This is a genomic window from Pseudomonas sp. GD03862, from assembly GCF_029840855.1.
In the GTDB taxonomy this organism is placed as follows: domain Bacteria; phylum Pseudomonadota; class Gammaproteobacteria; order Pseudomonadales; family Pseudomonadaceae; genus Aquipseudomonas; species Aquipseudomonas alloputida.
Genome location: NZ_JAOCDI010000026.1, coordinates 1 through 15,004 on the forward strand (window position 1 = coordinate 1; position 15,004 = coordinate 15,004).

Annotated in this window: 15 protein-coding genes; 9 read left to right on the forward strand and 6 right to left on the reverse strand. The window is 62.7% G+C overall.

What is annotated here, in order from left to right; genetic code table 11:
* Window positions 1-85: 85 nt before the first annotated feature.
* A complete protein-coding gene (locus tag N5D53_RS17145) occupies window positions 86-997 on the reverse strand; it encodes a LysR family transcriptional regulator (RefSeq protein ID WP_010955248.1) in 912 nt (303 codons plus the stop codon).
* A gap of 130 nt (window positions 998-1,127) precedes the next feature.
* On the opposite strand from N5D53_RS17145, the gene N5D53_RS17150 reads away from it, so the two are divergent.
* Genes N5D53_RS17150 through N5D53_RS17165 form a run of 4 tightly spaced genes read left to right on the forward strand, consistent with a single transcriptional unit; the run spans window position 1,128 to window position 4,800 of the window.
* Complete coding sequence (locus N5D53_RS17150; RefSeq protein WP_064491833.1) at window positions 1,128-2,414, forward strand: MFS transporter; 1,287 nt, start codon at window positions 1,128-1,130, stop codon at window positions 2,412-2,414.
* A gap of 9 nt (window positions 2,415-2,423) precedes the next feature.
* A complete protein-coding gene (locus tag N5D53_RS17155; RefSeq protein WP_020192992.1) occupies window positions 2,424-3,200 on the forward strand; it encodes a 5-oxoprolinase subunit PxpA in 777 nt (258 codons plus the stop codon).
* The gene (gene pxpB, locus N5D53_RS17160; protein ID WP_104960993.1) at window positions 3,200-3,886 is read left to right on the forward strand and encodes a 5-oxoprolinase subunit PxpB; all 687 of its coding nucleotides are present in this window, start codon (window positions 3,200-3,202) and stop codon (window positions 3,884-3,886) included. The genes N5D53_RS17155 and pxpB overlap by 1 nt, the downstream gene beginning before the upstream one ends.
* Entirely contained in the window at window positions 3,883-4,800 is a 918-nt protein-coding gene (locus N5D53_RS17165; RefSeq protein ID WP_279840557.1) for a biotin-dependent carboxyltransferase family protein, read from the forward strand. The genes pxpB and N5D53_RS17165 overlap by 4 nt, the downstream gene beginning before the upstream one ends.
* 81 nt (window positions 4,801-4,881) lie before the next feature.
* Here the strand turns inward: N5D53_RS17165 and N5D53_RS17170 are convergent, their stop codons facing one another.
* The 3 genes from N5D53_RS17170 to N5D53_RS17180 all read right to left on the reverse strand — a co-directional run bounded on the left by N5D53_RS17170 (window position 4,882) and on the right by N5D53_RS17180 (window position 8,194).
* Entirely contained in the window at window positions 4,882-6,060 is a 1,179-nt protein-coding gene (locus N5D53_RS17170) for a VWA domain-containing protein (RefSeq protein WP_104886552.1), read from the reverse strand.
* Between the two features lie 13 nt (window positions 6,061-6,073).
* Window positions 6,074-6,919: a MoxR family ATPase gene (locus tag N5D53_RS17175; protein WP_003254658.1), complete on the reverse strand. Its 846-nt coding sequence runs from the start codon at window positions 6,917-6,919 to the stop codon at window positions 6,074-6,076.
* A 201-nt stretch (window positions 6,920-7,120) separates the two neighbouring features.
* Window positions 7,121-8,194 carry a DUF748 domain-containing protein gene (locus N5D53_RS17180; RefSeq protein ID WP_019436816.1) on the reverse strand — a complete coding sequence of 358 codons (1,074 nt, stop codon included), beginning with the start codon at window positions 8,192-8,194 and terminating at the stop codon, window positions 7,121-7,123.
* A 132-nt stretch (window positions 8,195-8,326) separates the two neighbouring features.
* On the opposite strand from N5D53_RS17180, the gene cysK reads away from it, so the two are divergent.
* The 4 genes from cysK to N5D53_RS17200 all read left to right on the forward strand — a co-directional run bounded on the left by cysK (window position 8,327) and on the right by N5D53_RS17200 (window position 11,726).
* Window positions 8,327-9,301, forward strand: coding sequence for a cysteine synthase A (gene cysK, locus N5D53_RS17185; protein ID WP_104960996.1), 975 nt, complete (start codon window positions 8,327-8,329; stop codon window positions 9,299-9,301).
* Between the two features lie 173 nt (window positions 9,302-9,474).
* Complete coding sequence (locus tag N5D53_RS17190; RefSeq protein WP_010955240.1) at window positions 9,475-10,410, forward strand: aspartyl/asparaginyl beta-hydroxylase domain-containing protein; 936 nt, start codon at window positions 9,475-9,477, stop codon at window positions 10,408-10,410.
* 156 nt (window positions 10,411-10,566) lie between these two features.
* On the forward strand, window positions 10,567-10,728 hold the full coding sequence (locus tag N5D53_RS17195; RefSeq protein ID WP_154070663.1) for a hypothetical protein: 162 nt from the start codon (window positions 10,567-10,569) through the stop codon (window positions 10,726-10,728).
* A 116-nt stretch (window positions 10,729-10,844) separates the two neighbouring features.
* Window positions 10,845-11,726, forward strand: coding sequence for a DMT family transporter (locus N5D53_RS17200; protein ID WP_003254651.1), 882 nt, complete (start codon window positions 10,845-10,847; stop codon window positions 11,724-11,726).
* 3 nt (window positions 11,727-11,729) lie between these two features.
* Here N5D53_RS17200 and N5D53_RS17205 read toward each other — a convergent pair whose 3' ends face one another.
* Both N5D53_RS17205 and N5D53_RS17210 read right to left on the reverse strand, forming a co-directional pair.
* Complete coding sequence (locus N5D53_RS17205) at window positions 11,730-12,188, reverse strand: DUF4265 domain-containing protein (protein WP_019436818.1); 459 nt, start codon at window positions 12,186-12,188, stop codon at window positions 11,730-11,732.
* A 13-nt stretch (window positions 12,189-12,201) separates the two neighbouring features.
* The gene (locus N5D53_RS17210; protein ID WP_279840558.1) at window positions 12,202-13,077 is read right to left on the reverse strand and encodes a DMT family transporter; all 876 of its coding nucleotides are present in this window, start codon (window positions 13,075-13,077) and stop codon (window positions 12,202-12,204) included.
* A 204-nt stretch (window positions 13,078-13,281) separates the two neighbouring features.
* Here N5D53_RS17210 and aceK point away from each other — a divergent pair, with 204 nt between their 5' ends.
* Window positions 13,282-14,997, forward strand: coding sequence for a bifunctional isocitrate dehydrogenase kinase/phosphatase (gene aceK / locus N5D53_RS17215; protein WP_279840559.1), 1,716 nt, complete (start codon window positions 13,282-13,284; stop codon window positions 14,995-14,997).
* Window positions 14,998-15,004: the final 7 nt, after the last annotated feature.

The window sequence follows — 15,004 nt, forward strand, 5'->3', positions numbered from 1 at the left end:
GGTACAACCTAGCCCGCCAGGCCTGTGATGATCCTGTGGGAGCGGGCAAGCCCGCGAAAGGGCCGGTACAGGCGGAGACTGTTGGTCAGACCAGCACGATCCGCTGCCCACCCACATCCCGCGCATACCGCGCCAACACCTGCCGGCAAACCCCAACCACCTCATCGACCAACGCCACCCCGGTCTGCCACGCCACCACCAGCTCAAGGCTCGGCGGCGGCTGCAACCCTTCCAGCAGCACCAGCTCGCCCCGGCCCAACTCGGCATCCACCAGCGCCGGCGGTAGCGCGCCAATGCCAAAGCCGTCGCGCAACAGCCGGGTAATCGCCGCCACCGAGTTCACACAATTCAACCGTGGTGCCTCTGCCCCCGCAGCCTGCAGCAAGCTCAGCACCTCCTGGTGCGGCCGTGAATTCTTCGAGAAGGTGATGATGCGCTCGCGCCCAAGTTCGGCCAGCGACGCATAGTCCCGGTGCTGGTGGGCGCCTGCGGCCACCACCCAGCCCATTGGGTAGCGTGCCAGGTCGAGGCTGCGGATCGATTGCTCGCGCAGCAAGTCGGTCTGCAAGATCACGTCAAGAAAGCCCTTCTGCAGCTGCTCGCGCAAGTTCAGCGCGGTGTCGGCCACCAGTTCGATTTCCACCTGCGGGTAGCGCTCGGTCAGCTCCGCCACCAGCGCGCTCATCCAGGTGTGGATCACAGTATCCATCACCCCGATGCGAATGCGCCCGACCTTGGCCCGGTCGCTGTCCAGCGATTGCTTCATGGCCTTGGCGGTTTCCAGCATGCGTTCGGCGTATTCCAGTACCTTGCTGCCTTCCGGGGTCAGGCTGACGCCGCGGGAGTCGCGCAGCAGCAGCTTCACGCCCAGGTCGGCCTCCAGTGCGGCAATGCGGCTGGATACCGAAGCCTGGGTGGTGAACAGCTTTTCTGCCGTCAGGCGGAAGCTCTTGAGCCGGGCGACCCAGACGAAGGTTTCGAGGAAGCGAAGGTTCATGATCAGTTTTTCTTGTTCCAGACCGGCGGTTTTTTTCGTTGGACGCAGGCGAGGCGGCCTCTGAACAATGGCGCCCAGGCCGCGACGCTTCATGTCGCCCATAAAACAATACCAACAAGCCGAGGCATCCATGAACCCCACCGGCGTGCAGCAGCAGGTCAGTACCCTCCCTTCGTCCGGGCCTTTCGCCTGGTACCGCGACATCGACAAACAGCAACGACGTACCTTCTGGAGCTGCAAGATTGGCTATGGCCTGGACGGCATGGACACACAGATGCTCAGTTTCGTCATCCCTACGCTGATCATGCTGTGGGGTATCACCACCACCGAAGCCGGGTTGATCCACACCAGCACGCTGATCGCCTCGGCTGTAGGAGGCTGGGTGGCGGGTATCCTCTCCGACCGCATCGGGCGGGTGCGTACCCTGCAACTGACGGTGTTGTGGTTCGCCTTCTTCACCTTCCTGTGCGGCTTCGCTCAGAACTACGAGCAACTGTTGATTGCCCGAACCTTGATGGGCTTTGGCTTCGGTGGCGAGTGGACCGCCGGTGCGGTGTTGATCGGCGAGGTGATCCGCGCCCAGGACCGCGGCAAGGCGGTGGGCATGGTGCAGTCCGGCTGGGCAATCGGCTGGGGCCTCACGGCCATCCTCTATGCGCTGCTGTTCTCTTGGCTGCCGGCAGAGCAGGCCTGGCGTGCGTTGTTCCTGCTGGGGCTGGTACCGGCAATCTTCGTGATCTTCGTTCGCCGCCTGGTCAAGGACCCTGAGGTCTATCGTAAGGCCAAGGCAGTGGAAAACGCCGAGGCACCCTCGCGCTTCTACGAAATCTTCGCCCCGGGCATGCTCTGGACCACCGTGCGGGCATCCCTGCTGACCACCGGCGCGCTCGGCGGTTACTACGCCATCACCTCGTGGCTGCCAACCTTCCTGAAGAACGAACGCGGCCTGAGTGTGCTGGGCACGGGTGGTTATCTGGCCATGGTGATCGTCGGCTCGTACGTGGGCTATGTGGTCAGCGCTTATCTGTCCGACCTGCTGGGGCGCAAGAAGAACTTCATCCTGTTCGCCGTGGGCTCTTTCGTCATTGTGCTGTTGTACACGCAGATGCCGGTCAGCGATGGCGTGATGCTGTGGCTGGGCCTCCCGTTGGGCTTCTTCGCCTCGGGTATCTTCAGTGGCATGGGCGCGTTTCTGACCGAACTGTTCCCAACGCGCATCCGGGGTTCGGGGCAGGGCTTCTGCTACAACATCGGCAAGGTCATTGCCGCGCTGTTCCCGTTAATGATCGGCATGCTCGGCCAGAATGTTCCGCTGGGCCTGGGTATCGGCGTGTTTTCTGCTGTGTCCTACGGCATTGTGATCGTGGCGGCCTTGAGCTTGCCGGAAACCCGCGGCAAACAGCTGCAGGCGCGGTAAGGTAGGTATATGCACAACGACAAGGGAGACCGCGTGGTGGAACGCCTGCTACTCAATTGCGACATGGGCGAGAGTTTTGGCAGCTGGCGCATGGGCCTGGATGCCGAGGTCATGCCTTACATCGATTGCGCCAACATCGCCTGCGGCTACCACGCCGGCGACCCCGGTATCATGCGCCGTACCGTGGCCCTGGCGCTGGAGCACGGGGTGACTATCGGCGCTCATCCGGCCTACCCGGACCTGGTCGGCTTCGGCCGCCGTTCCATGGCCTGCAGCCCGGAAGAAATCCGTGACCTGCTGCATTATCAGATCGGTGCGCTGGATGGCATCTGCAAAGTGCTGGGTGGTCGCGTGGCCTATGTGAAGCCCCATGGCGCGCTGTACAACGACATGATGGCCGACCCGCTCAAGCTGCGTACCGTGCTGGAGGCCGTAGCGGCCTATGACAGCAACCTGCCATTGATGCTGATGGCCACCGCCGACAACCGTGCCGCCCAGGCACTGGGCGATGAAATCGGCGTGCCGCTGTGGTTCGAGGCGTTCGCAGACCGCGCATACACCGCCAGCGGCCATCTGCTGTCGCGGCGCCTGCCGGGCGCGGTGCATCACGACCCGGCGCGGGTGGTGGAGCAGGCGGTGCGTCTGGCCCGAGGCGAAACGCTGTTGGCTGACGATGGCAGCGCCTTGCAGCTTGCCGCCCGCACCCTCTGCGTGCATGGCGACAACGACAGTTCGGTGGCGGCGGTGCGGCAGATTCGCCAGGCCCTCGATGGGCTGGAGGTGTGATGAAGCCGCGAATCGAAGTGGTCGCCATCGACAGCCTGATGGTACGCCTGTTCGACCGTATCGATGAGGCCAACATGCCATGGATGCTCGCCGCCAGCCGGCGCTTGAGCGCGGCGTTCGGCGAGCATTTGCTGGACCTGGTGCCGTCCTATACCACGCTGATGGTGCAGTTTGCCCTGCCGCCAGGCGAGGCCAGGGCGCGAATCGCTCAGGCGCTGGACGGCTTGCAGCCTGACACCGGCAGTGGCGGCCGCCGACACGAAATCCCGGTGTGGTACGACGCCAGTGTCGGCCCCGAGCTGCCTGTGCTGGCAGCTCGCAGCGGCTTGAGTGAAGCGGAGATTGTTCGCTTGCACGGCGAACGCGATTACCCGGTGTTTGCCCTGGGCTTCGCGCCGGGTTTCGGCTTCATGGGCCTGGTCGACGAGCGCCTGGCCAGCCCTCGTCTGAGTACCCCGCGCAAGCGCGTGGCGGCGGGCAGCGTGGGTATTGCCGAACGCCAGACGGCGGCCTACCCGGCAGTATCGCCGGGTGGCTGGAACCTGATCGGGCGCACCCCGGTGCGGTTGTTCGACCGTGAGCGTGAGGGTTACAGCCTTTTGCAACCCGGTGATCGGGTGCGCTTCGTGCCGGTTTCGCGCAGCGAATTCCTGGCCATGGGTGGTGATGTGGAGGCGCAGGGATGAAGCAGTTGATGATCGAGGCCAGTACGCCGTTGTGCCAGTTACAGGATGCCGGGCGCTTCGGCGTGCGCCACCTTGGCGTGACCCAGGGCGGGGCGCTGGACTGGGTGGCGATGCACTGGGCCAACTGGCTGTTGGGCAACCCGTTGGGGGCGCCGGTGGTCGAGGTGGCGCTGGGTGGTTTTTGCGTGGTGGCCGAACAGGATTGCGTGCTGGCCCTGGCCGGTGCCGACCTGGATGCGTGTGTCGATGATCAGCCCCTGGCGCCATGGCGCAGCTTTGCCCTGGCCAAGGGGCAGCGCTTGACCCTGAAGCAGCCCAAAGTGGGTGTGCGGGCGTATCTGGCGGCACCGGGTGGGTTTCTGGGCGAGGATGTGCTGGGCAGTTGTGCCACCGTGGTACGTGAAGCACTGGGTGGCATCGATGGCCAGGGTGCTGCGCTGGCTAAACACCAGGCATTGGCTTTTACCAGTAGCAATGCCCCCCTGCGCGAAGTGCCGCAAGCGTTGTGCCCGCAGTTCGCCCAAAAGCCGGTGCTGGACCTGGTGATGGGCGCGCAGATCGGTGAATTCAGCGGTACCAGCCTGTTCGAGGCATTCAACCGGGAGTGGACGCTGGATAGCCGGGCTGACCGCATGGGCATCCGGTTGTTGGGGCCGCAGCTGGTGTACCAAGGGGCGCCGATGATCTCCGAAGGGATCCCGCTGGGGGCGGTACAGGTGCCGCCGGACGGGCAGCCGATCGTGTTGCTCAATGACCGGCAGACCATTGGTGGGTACCCGCGGCTGGGCGCGCTGACGCCGCTGGCGCTGGCGCAACTGGCGCAGTGCATGCCGGGGACGGTGGTGCGGTTCAGGGCGGTGGTGCAGGACGAGGCCTGGCGAGAGCAGCAGGATTACCTGCACCGTTGGCGGTAGAGCGGGCGGCCTCTTCGCGGGTAAACCCGCTCCTACACACGTGCTGTGCATGCCTTGGCGGCGATGTTGGAGCAGGCAACCTCACTTGGACAGGTAGCGCATCCCGTCCTCCAACCCTTGCAGGGTCAGCGGATACATCTTGTCCTCGATCAGGTCGCGCACCAGATGGGTCGAAGCGGTGTACTCCCAGGCCTGCTTGGGGTATGGGTTGATCCAGATGACCTTCCTGAATTTTTCCATGAAACGCTGGATCCACACATACCCGGCTTCTTCGTTCCAGTGCTCCACGCTGCCACCGGGCTGGGTGATCTCGTAGGGCGCCATGGCCGCGTCACCGACGAACACCACCTTGTAGTCATCGCCGTACTTGTGCAGCAGGTCGAAGGTGGAAAAACGTTCGGACGTGCGGCGCAGGTTGTTCTTCCACACCGACTCATAAACGCAATTGTGGAAGTAGTAATACTCCAGGTGCTTGAACTCGGTCTTGCAGGCCGAGAAGAGCTCTTCGCAGACTTTGACGTGGGCATCCATCGAACCGCCAATGTCGAACAGCAACAGCAGCTTCACGGTGTTGCGCCGCTCGGGGCGCATCTGGATGTTCAGCAGCCCGGCATCACGCGCGGTGTGGTCGATGGTGCCATCGATGTCGAGCTCTTCGGCGGCGCCTTCGCGGGCGAACTTGCGCAGCCGGCGCAGGGCCAGCTTGATGTTGCGGGTGCCAAGCTCGACCTGGTCGTCGAGGTTCTTGTACTCGCGTTGGTCCCAGACTTTTACCGCCTTGCCCTGACGCTTGCCGGCGTCACCGACGCGGATGCCCTCGGGGTTGAAACCACCCGAGCCGAATGGGCTGGTGCCGCCGGTGCCAATCCACTTGTTGCCGCCAGCGTGGCGTTCCTTTTGCTCTTCGAGGCGCTGCTTGAATGCCTCGATAAGCTTGTCCAGGCCGCCCAGCGACTGGATCTGCGCGCGTTCTTCATCGGTCAGCGAGCGCTCGAATTCCTTGCGCAGCCAGTCTTCGGGGATCAGCGCCTCGATGTGCCGGTCGAGATTTTCCAGGCCCTTGAAGTAGGCTGCGAAGGCACGGTCGAACTTGTCGAAGTGGCGTTCGTCCTTCACCAGGATGGCGCGGGCGAGGTAGTAGAACTCGTCCATGTCGGCGAACACCACGCGCTTTTGCAAGGCCTGGTGCAGGTCGAGCAGTTCACGCACCGAAACCGGCACCTTGGCGGCACGCATCTCATTGAACAGATTGAGCAGCATGGCCCTGCTCCTGTCAGCGGTTGCCGCGCCGGCTCATGAAGGCCAGGCGCTCGAGCAGTTGTACATCCTGCTCGTTTTTTACCAGCGCACCGGCCAGCGGCGGGATGGCCTTGGTCGGGTCGCGTTCGCGCAGCACCGCTTCACCGATGTTGTCGGCCATCAGCAGCTTGAGCCAGTCGACCAGCTCGGAGGTGGACGGCTTTTTCTTCAGGCCCGGCACCTTGCGCACGTCGAAGAACACATCCAGCGCCTCGCTGACCAGCGACTGGCTGATGTTCGGGTAGTGCACGTCGACAATCTGCTGCAGGGTAGTGCGGTCGGGGAAGGCGATGTAGTGGAAGAAGCAGCGGCGCAGGAAGGCGTCCGGCAGCTCTTTTTCGTTGTTCGAGGTAATGATGATGATCGGACGCTGTTTGGCCTTGATGGTCTCGTCGATTTCGTAGACGTAGAACTCCATCTTGTCGAGTTCTTGCAGCAGGTCGTTGGGGAATTCGATATCGGCCTTGTCGATTTCGTCGATCAGCAGGATGACCCGCTCGTCGGCCTCGAAGGCCTCCCAGAGCTTGCCCTTTTTCAGGTAGTTGCGCACATCGTGCACCTTGTCCACGCCCAGCTGCGAGTCGCGCAGGCGGCTGACCGCGTCGTACTCGTACAGCCCCTGGTGGGCCTTGGTGGTGGATTTGATGTGCCAGGTGATCAGGCGCGCCCCGAACGAAGCCGCCAACTGCTCGGCGAGCATGGTTTTGCCGGTGCCCGGTTCGCCCTTGACCAACAGCGGGCGTTCGAGGGTAATGGCCGCGTTTACCGCCAGTTTCAGGTCGTCTGTGGCGACGTAGTCGCGGGTGCCTTCGAACTTCATGGGGGGTTGTCCTCTGTTTAGGGCTTTGCGGGCCTCTTCGCGGATAAACCCGCGCCTAATAAGGTTGTAGGAGCGGGTTTACCCGCGAAGAGGCCCGAACAGGCAGCACATGATCTGGATTTGTTTCCGACTATAACGCGGGGCCAGGCGGCTGCAAACGCAGACCGGGTATTCAGTCCCTGAATGCCCCGTCACGCTGTCTCAGTCAGACTTCGGCGCTGGTTGCTCATAGCGCGCATTGAATGCCTGGACAAACCCATTGCGCAGGATCTGCAAGAACGCTTCGAAGGCACTGATATCCTGTTGGCGCACACTGCCGCTGAGTTCCACCCGGGTGGCGAACTGGTTTTTCGGCTGGTTCTTCAGCACCGTTTCGGTCGCCCCCACCAGGGCCTCCCACACCGAGCGGAAGAAACCCTTGTCCTTTTCCTCGACGTCCTGTTGCCAGTCGAACACGTCGACATCGCGCAGCAGCGGTTTTATATAGCCGTTCAGCCGGCCGTTTTCTGCCTGGGCCTCGATGACCACGTCTCCGTGCCCGGCATTGAAGTCGAATTTGCCGTAGGCGCTGGCAAAGTCATTCAGTTTGCGCAGCTCGATGCCGGTGGCGCGAAGCCTGAATTCGAAGTCGTCGAAATCACTGAAAGGGTCGAAGGTGGCACGGCTTTCTACCTTCGCATCCCCCGCGATGAGCGCCGTCCCTTCGAAACTTGCATCGCGACGGCCTTGCTGGTCGCGCACGTTGGTCAAGTTGTGGATGCTGGCGTTCAACCGGGTGGCCTTGAGGTCGACCGGTGGCTTGGAATTGAAGTTGCGGAACGTCAGCACGCCGTTGTCGATACGCACTTCGTTGAGGGTGATGGGCAGGAGTTTTTCCAGCTGCTGGCGCCAGTCGGTACCTTGGCCGGTCTGCGATGCCTGTTTGCTACCACCGTCGACAAAGTTCAGCTCGGGGTGCACGAAGGTCACCTCCGCCACTACTGCCTTGTCGTACCACAACGAACGCCAGCTCACCGAAAGGTCGATCAGTGGGGCGTCGAGAAACGGTACGGGCACCTTGCCGGTGGTCTTGACGATTTTCAGCCCATTGATCTGATAGGCACCGCGCCACCAGGCCAGGTCCACATCGGCTACCTGGCCGCGGTAGTCACCCATGTCGGCCAGCTTGTCGTTTAGGTAGTCGCGCACCAGGTAGGGCAGGGCCAGGTGCAGCGCCACCAGCAGCACGATCAGGCTGGCCAGGCCGACCAGCGGCCAGCGATAGCGGGCTTTCATGAGGCTGTCTCCAAGGCGGGATGTGCGGTTGACCGCAACGTGGCGGGCTGAGTTCGAACAGGCTTTACGGGCCACCGCCGCAGGCTTACCCTTGAGGCATTTCCCTGCTTTTTCATGCCAAGGACCCCTGCCATGAGCCGTATCTTTGCAGACAACGCCCACTCCATCGGTAACACGCCGCTGGTGCAGATCAACCGCATCGCCCCGCGCGGTGTGACCATCCTGGCCAAGATCGAAGGGCGCAACCCCGGGTACTCGGTCAAGTGCCGCATCGGCGCGAACATGGTCTGGGACGCCGAGAGCAGCGGCAGGCTCAAACCGGGCATGACCATCGTCGAGCCCACCTCGGGCAACACCGGTATCGGCCTGGCCTTCGTTGCCGCCGCCCGCGGCTACAAGCTGATGCTGACCATGCCCGCCTCGATGAGCCTGGAGCGCCGCAAGGTGCTGAAGGCACTGGGCGCCGAGCTGGTATTGACCGATCCGGCCAAGGGCATGAAGGGCGCGATCGAGAAGGCCAACGAAATCGTCGCCTCCGACCCGGAGCAGTACTTCCTGCCGGGCCAGTTCGAAAACCCGGCCAACCCGGCCATTCACGAGAAAACCACCGGCCCTGAGATCTGGAACGACACGGACGGCGCCATCGACGTGCTGGTGGCAGGCGTGGGCACTGGCGGGACCATCACCGGCGTGTCGCGCTACATCAAACATACCCAGGGCAAGGCCATCCTGTCGGTGGCAGTGGAACCCGTGGCATCGCCACTGATCAGCCAGACCCTGGCCGGCGAAGAACTCAAGCCAAGCCCGCACAAAATCCAGGGCATCGGCGCCGGTTTCGTGCCGAAAAACCTCGACCTGTCGATTGTCGACCAAGTGGAGACGGTGACCGACGAAGAGTCCAAGGCCATGGCGATTCGCCTGATGCAGGAAGAGGGCATCCTTTGTGGTATTTCCTGCGGTGCGGCAATGGCGGCAGCGGTGCGTCTGGCCGAAAAACCGGAAATGCAGGGTAAGACCATCGTCGTAATCCTGCCCGATTCGGGCGAGCGATACTTGTCGAGCATGCTGTTCAGCGACATGTTCAGCGAGCAGGAAACCCAGCAGTAATCGGCCTTGCCGCTGATCCGGCGCAACGATCGGCGGACTGGTTTATTGCAAAATCTTCATGAATGCGATCCCGCCCGGGTTGTTTTTACCGCGGCGGGATCAGTTTATGATGGCAGGATGATTTTCTGGAGAGCAGGCAGCGCAGCCCTGACTCTTCCTCAAGGAGTGAAAGCATGACCTTTTCCTTTGCAGCCAAGGCGGGTGTCTTGCTGGTGTTTTTCGGCAGCGTGCTGTTCGTGCATTTGCGCGGCAAGGCCCGCCTGCCGGTGTTGCGCCAGTTCGTCAACCATTCGGCGCTGTTCGCCCCCTACAACGCGTTGATGTACCTGTTTTCCGGCGTGCCGTCCAAGCCCTATCTGGACCGTCAGCGCTTCCCGGAGCTGGACGTGTTGAAGGACAACTGGCAGGAAATCCGCGAAGAGGCCATGCGCCTGTTCGACGAAGGCTATATCCGTGCCGCTGAGAAAGATAACGACGCCGGCTTCGGTTCGTTCTTCAAGAAGGGCTGGAAGCGCTTTTACCTGAAGTGGTACGACAAACCGCTGCCTTCGGCGCAAACCCTGTGCCCGCGCACTGTCGAGCTGGTCAGCCGCATCCCCAATGTCAAGGGCGCAATGTTTGCCCTGCTACCCGGCGGCAGCCATCTGAACCCGCACCGCGACCCGTTCGCCGGTTCGCTGCGTTATCACCTGGGGCTGTCCACGCCGAACTCCGACGCATGCCGCATCTATGTGGACGGTGAGCAGTACGCCTGGCGTGATGGCGAAGACGTGATGTTCGATGAAACCTATGTGCACTGGGTCAAGAACGAAACCGACGTAACCCGCGTGATCCTGTTCTGCGACATCGAGCGCCCGCTGAGTAGCCCGCTGATGACGCGCATCAACCGTAAGGTCAGTGCCTTCCTCGGCCGCGCCACCGCGCCGCAGAACACCGACGACGAGCGCGTGGGCGGGATCAACCAGGCGTACGCCTGGAGCAAGCGCTTCAGCAACAGGATCAGCAGCCATGTGAAGCAGTTCAAACGTGCCAACCCCAAGGCTTACCGCGTGCTGCGGCCGGTACTGGCGGTGGTGGTGGCGTATCTGTTGTATCGCTGGTTGTTCTGATTTTTTCTGGTCTAACCGGCCGCTTTGCGGGGCAAGCCCGCTGCCACAGGTGCGCCTCATCCTTCAAGGACGAGGGCGCGCGCGTGGAGGCGGGGTTGTGCTGCGAAGAATCACTCGCTATATTCCAGAACATTCACTTCTGCAAAGAACCCTGTCATGCCCGCCATCCCTTCCACCACACGCTTTGCCATCGCGCCAGTCGCGGGCATGGTCGTGCGTGGTAGCCAGCAGCCGGTCATGATCTGTCACTCCCCACCACCTGTCAGTGGCGTCGTAGGCGGCGTAGCTCCGCCTCATTGCGTGGTCGTGCTGGGCTGATCGGCTTCGTGCCGTACCCCTTCACACGCGCAACCTACTGAACACGGTCGGCCACTGCTCACGTTGAAGCGCACGCCGTCCGTTTGGCTTATCTGCCTACTATCAGGTGGCAATTCATGTCTGTCTTTACCAAAACGTCCGTGGCCTCTGCGGCCACTACCTGCCTGTTCGTCCTGCTGTGGAGCAGCGGGGCGATTGTCTCCAAGCTCGGCCTGGCGCATGCCAGCCCGTTCGCCTTCCTGCTGTTGCGCTCGGCGCTGGCCCTGGCTGGCCTGTTGCTGATCGGCCCGTTGCTAGGGCTGCGCTGGCCGCGTACTCGCGGGAGCATTCTGCGCGCCCTTGGTACAGGGTGTGTGCTGCTCGGTGCCTATCAGATTTTCTATCTGTTGGCGCTTGATACCCATGTCACCCCGGGCGTCATGGCCACGGTGATGGGGGTACAACCGATCCTCACCGTGGTGCTGATGGAACGCCAGCGTTCCTGGAGCCGTTTGTTCGGCCTGGGTTTGGGGTTGGGCGGCTTGATCATGGTGGTCTACCAGGGCATCAACCTGGGCGGGGTATCGCTGGCGGGCATGCTGTTCGCCCTGCTGGCGCTGGTCAGCATGACCTTTGGCTCGATCCTGCAGAAGCGCATTACCGACAACCCCATGGGCACACTGCCGCTGCAGTACCTGGCCGGCTTTGCCATGTGCGCGCTGTTCGCACCTCTGCAACCGCTTCATGTCGAGTGGACCGGCAGCTTCGTCGGTGCGCTGCTGTGGATGGGCCTGGTGGTCTCGCTGCTGGCAACCTTGCTGCTGTACCGGCTGATCGCCAAGGGCAACCTGGTCAATGTCACCAGCCTGTTCTACCTGGTGCCGGCGGTGACTGCGGTGATGGACTTGCTGATCTTCGGTAACCGCCTGGCACCACTCAGCCTGCTGGGCATGGGGCTGATCGTGGTTGGGCTGCTGTTCGTGTTTCGCAAGCCCGCCGCGCGCCTGGCCGAAGCGTAGGCCCTAGCGGAACTCTTCGGGGATGGCGTGGCGCAACACGCCTTCCTCGAAGTCCAGCAGGCCGGCTTCGCGCTGGGTGAGCAGGTAGTAGAGCAGGGTATCGAGCGAGCGTTGCGGCGGGACCTCGACCGCCAACATCTTCACTGCTTGTTCGGTTTCACAGGCGCAGCCGAAATCCAGCAATGCTGCGCGTACCTGGTCGAGGGTTTCCGGTGGTTTGACGACCACCCGGAACACCGAGCTGCCGCTGCTGTGGCGCAGTTCTGCGAACCAGGTTTCGCCTGCTTCCTCGCGGGTGTCGATCACGTCGCCCGGGGCGATGCCATAGACATGGAAGGGTATGTTGTCGATGGCATAGCCGCCTTCCACGGCCTTGGCCCACAGGCCCTCGACCGAGGCCGGTGGGTAGCCGTTCTCGTCCTGTTCCAGGCGGAACAGGACCTTTTTGTACGCGCTGTTCATGCAGTACCCCGCTTCAGCTGCGCGCCGGGCGCAGCACCAGCCACAAGGCCAGGCCAATCAGCAGGCCGCCGTATAGATGCGCCATCGACAATGGCTCATTCAGCAGCCATGCCCCCCACAATACGCCGAATACCGGGATCAGGAACGTTACGGTGCTGGCTTTTACCGGGCCGATTTCTTCGAGCAGGCGGAAGTACAGGATGTAGGCAAAGGCGGTGCACAGCAGCCCCAGCCCCAGCAACGACAACCACACCTCCCAGCCCCCCCAGCTGGCGGGCGGTTGGGTGAGCGCGCTCCAGCTGAACAGCGGGGTCAGCATCAGCGTGGCGCCGAGCATGCTGCCCAGTGCGGAAAGGCGGCTGTCCAGGCCGCTGATCCAGCGGCGGGCGAGGAACCCGGCAAAGCCGTAGCAGGTGGTGGCCGCCAGGCAGGCGAGGGCGCCTTGCAGCAGGGCCATGTCCAGTGCCACCGGGCCGGCGCCGCTAAGGATGCCGACGCCGAACAGGCCAAGGAAGATGCCGCAGAGTTTGGCCAGGGTCATTGGCTCGCGGAAGAACAGTACGCCGACCAGCACGCCCATCAACGGGGTGGTGGCGTTGAAGATCGCCGAATAGCCGGCCGGCAGCACCTGGGCCGCCACCGAGTAGAAGGTGGCGGGGATGCCGGAGTTGATCATGCCCAGCACCAGGCACGCACCGAGCTTGCCCTGGAAGTCCCAGCGCACACGGGCGGCGGCCAGTATCACGATCAGGCCCAGACAGGCGATGGAGACCCGGAAGAACGCGGTCGGCACCGTGCCCAGTTCGGGGGCGATGATGCGCATGAACAGGAAACTCGCTCCCCAGACGGCGGCAAGGGTCAGCAGGCGGGCTAGGGCGATGGGGCTCACAACGGTCTCCGGAGGTAAGGCAGGGGCGCGAGTGTACGCCAGGGGGCGGGGGGATTCTTGTGCTTTCTTGCTGTGTAATTCCTCTTGGGCTGCGGGGCTCTGGGCAAGGCAGCTGCAACTACAGCTCGGGCCTTCAATGGCAGTAACCCATGAAGCCAAGGGCGGCTAAGCTCTGTACTCAATCCCAGCTCCGAGGCCCCACGCATGTCCCAGCCCTGGCCCGCTGTCGAAATCGCCCGGATGATCCTCGCCGGCTTCGACGACTACCGCGATCATTTCCAGCGCATCACCCTTGGTGCTCGCCAGCGCTTCGAGCAGGCGTGCTGGCAGGATATCCAGCAGGCCGCCGCTGCCCGCATCAATCTCTACGAAGAGAAAGTCGCCGAAGTCAACGGTTGGCTGCGCCAGGCCTTTGCCGCAGAGGTGCTGCTGGATGTGGAACAGTGGCCGCTGGTGAAAAACGCCTATATCCACCTGATCGACCCACGCCTGGACGACGAGCTGGCAGAGACTTGGTACAACTCGCTGTTTTGCAGCCTGTTCAGCCATGACCTGATCAGCGATGGCTGCATGTTCATCCACACTACCCGGCCTTCCATGCGCGGCCGCGAGCGCGCCGCGCAAACCCGTACCTATCGGCTTGACGGCAGTCTCAGGAACTTGCTGCGCGCGGTGTTCGCCGATTACCCGTTCGACATGCCCTATGGCGACCTGGAAGGCGACCTGGCGCGGCTGGAAGAACAACTGCGCGAATGCCTGCCCGACTGGGTGTGCAAGGACCCGACGCTGGCCGTGGAGCTGTTTGTACCCGTGCTTTACCGCAACAAGGGGGCCTATCTGGTCGGCCGCCTGTACAACAGCGATGAGCAGTGGCCGTTGGTGATTCCCTTGCTGCACCGCGAGGGCCACGGCATCGAGGCCGATGCGCTGATTACCGACGAGGCCGAGGTGTCGATCATCTTTTCGTTTACCCGCTCTTACTTCATGGCCGATGTCCCGGTGCCCGCCGAGTTCGTCAATTTCCTCAAGCGCATCCTGCCGGGCAAGCACATTGCCGAGCTATACACCTCGATCGGGTTCTACAAGCAGGGCAAGTCGGAGTTCTACCGCGCGCTGATCAACCACCTGGCCAGCAGTGATGACCGCTTTGTCATGGCGCCAGGGGTACGGGGCATGGTCATGAGCGTGTTCACCTTGCCCGGCTTCAATACGGTGTTCAAGATCATCAAGGACCGCTTCTCGCCATCGAAAACCGTGGACCGCGCCACGGTGATCGACAAGTACCGGCTGGTGAAGAGTGTCGACCGGGTGGGGCGTATGGCCGACACCCAGGAGTTTGCCGATTTTCGCTTTCCGCGCAGCAAGTTCGAGCCGGATTGCCTGGCCGAGTTGCTGGAGGTGGCGCCGTCGACGGTGGCGCTGGAGGGCGACACAGTGCTGATCCGCCACTGTTGGACCGAGCGGCGCATGACGCCGTTGAACCTGTACCTGGAACATGCCACCGAGGGCCAGGTGCTGGAGGCACTGGAGGACTACGGCCTGGCCATCAAGCAACTGGCGGCGGCGAATATCTTCCCCGGCGACATGCTGCTGAAGAACTTCGGCGTGACCCGCCATGGCCGGGTCGTGTTCTACGACTATGACGAAATCAGCTTCCTGACCGAGGTGAATTTCCGCCACATCCCGCCACCGCGTTACCCGGAGGACGAAATGTCGGGCGAGCCGTGGTACTCGATCGGCCCGCATGATGTGTTTCCCGAAGAGTTTCCGCCGTTTCTGTTTGCCGATATGGGCCAGCGGCGGTTGTTCAGCCGCTTGCATGGGGAACTGTATGACGCGGATTACTGGAAGGGGCTGCAGGCGGCGATACGTGAAGGGAAAGTGATCGATGTGTTTCCGTATCGGCGCAAGGCCCGGTGAATCAGCG

What these genes read in the sequence shown, in the direction of transcription:
- N5D53_RS17145 (WP_010955248.1), bottom strand. Translation starts at nt 997, where the DNA reads ATGAACCTTCGCTTCCTCGAAACCTTCGTCTGGGTCGCCCGGCTCAAG.
- N5D53_RS17150 (WP_064491833.1), top strand. Translation starts at nt 1,128, where the DNA reads ATGAACCCCACCGGCGTGCAGCAGCAGGTCAGTACCCTCCCTTCGTCC.
- N5D53_RS17155 (WP_020192992.1), top strand. Translation starts at nt 2,424, where the DNA reads ATGCACAACGACAAGGGAGACCGCGTGGTGGAACGCCTGCTACTCAAT.
- pxpB (WP_104960993.1), top strand. Translation starts at nt 3,200, where the DNA reads ATGAAGCCGCGAATCGAAGTGGTCGCCATCGACAGCCTGATGGTACGC.
- N5D53_RS17165 (WP_279840557.1), top strand. Translation starts at nt 3,883, where the DNA reads ATGAAGCAGTTGATGATCGAGGCCAGTACGCCGTTGTGCCAGTTACAG.
- N5D53_RS17170 (WP_104886552.1), bottom strand. Translation starts at nt 6,060, where the DNA reads ATGCTGCTCAATCTGTTCAATGAGATGCGTGCCGCCAAGGTGCCGGTT.
- N5D53_RS17175 (WP_003254658.1), bottom strand. Translation starts at nt 6,919, where the DNA reads ATGAAGTTCGAAGGCACCCGCGACTACGTCGCCACAGACGACCTGAAA.
- N5D53_RS17180 (WP_019436816.1), bottom strand. Translation starts at nt 8,194, where the DNA reads ATGAAAGCCCGCTATCGCTGGCCGCTGGTCGGCCTGGCCAGCCTGATC.
- cysK (WP_104960996.1), top strand. Translation starts at nt 8,327, where the DNA reads ATGAGCCGTATCTTTGCAGACAACGCCCACTCCATCGGTAACACGCCG.
- N5D53_RS17190 (WP_010955240.1), top strand. Translation starts at nt 9,475, where the DNA reads ATGACCTTTTCCTTTGCAGCCAAGGCGGGTGTCTTGCTGGTGTTTTTC.
- N5D53_RS17195 (WP_154070663.1), top strand. Translation starts at nt 10,567, where the DNA reads ATGCCCGCCATCCCTTCCACCACACGCTTTGCCATCGCGCCAGTCGCG.
- N5D53_RS17200 (WP_003254651.1), top strand. Translation starts at nt 10,845, where the DNA reads ATGTCTGTCTTTACCAAAACGTCCGTGGCCTCTGCGGCCACTACCTGC.
- N5D53_RS17205 (WP_019436818.1), bottom strand. Translation starts at nt 12,188, where the DNA reads ATGAACAGCGCGTACAAAAAGGTCCTGTTCCGCCTGGAACAGGACGAG.
- aceK (WP_279840559.1), top strand. Translation starts at nt 13,282, where the DNA reads ATGTCCCAGCCCTGGCCCGCTGTCGAAATCGCCCGGATGATCCTCGCC.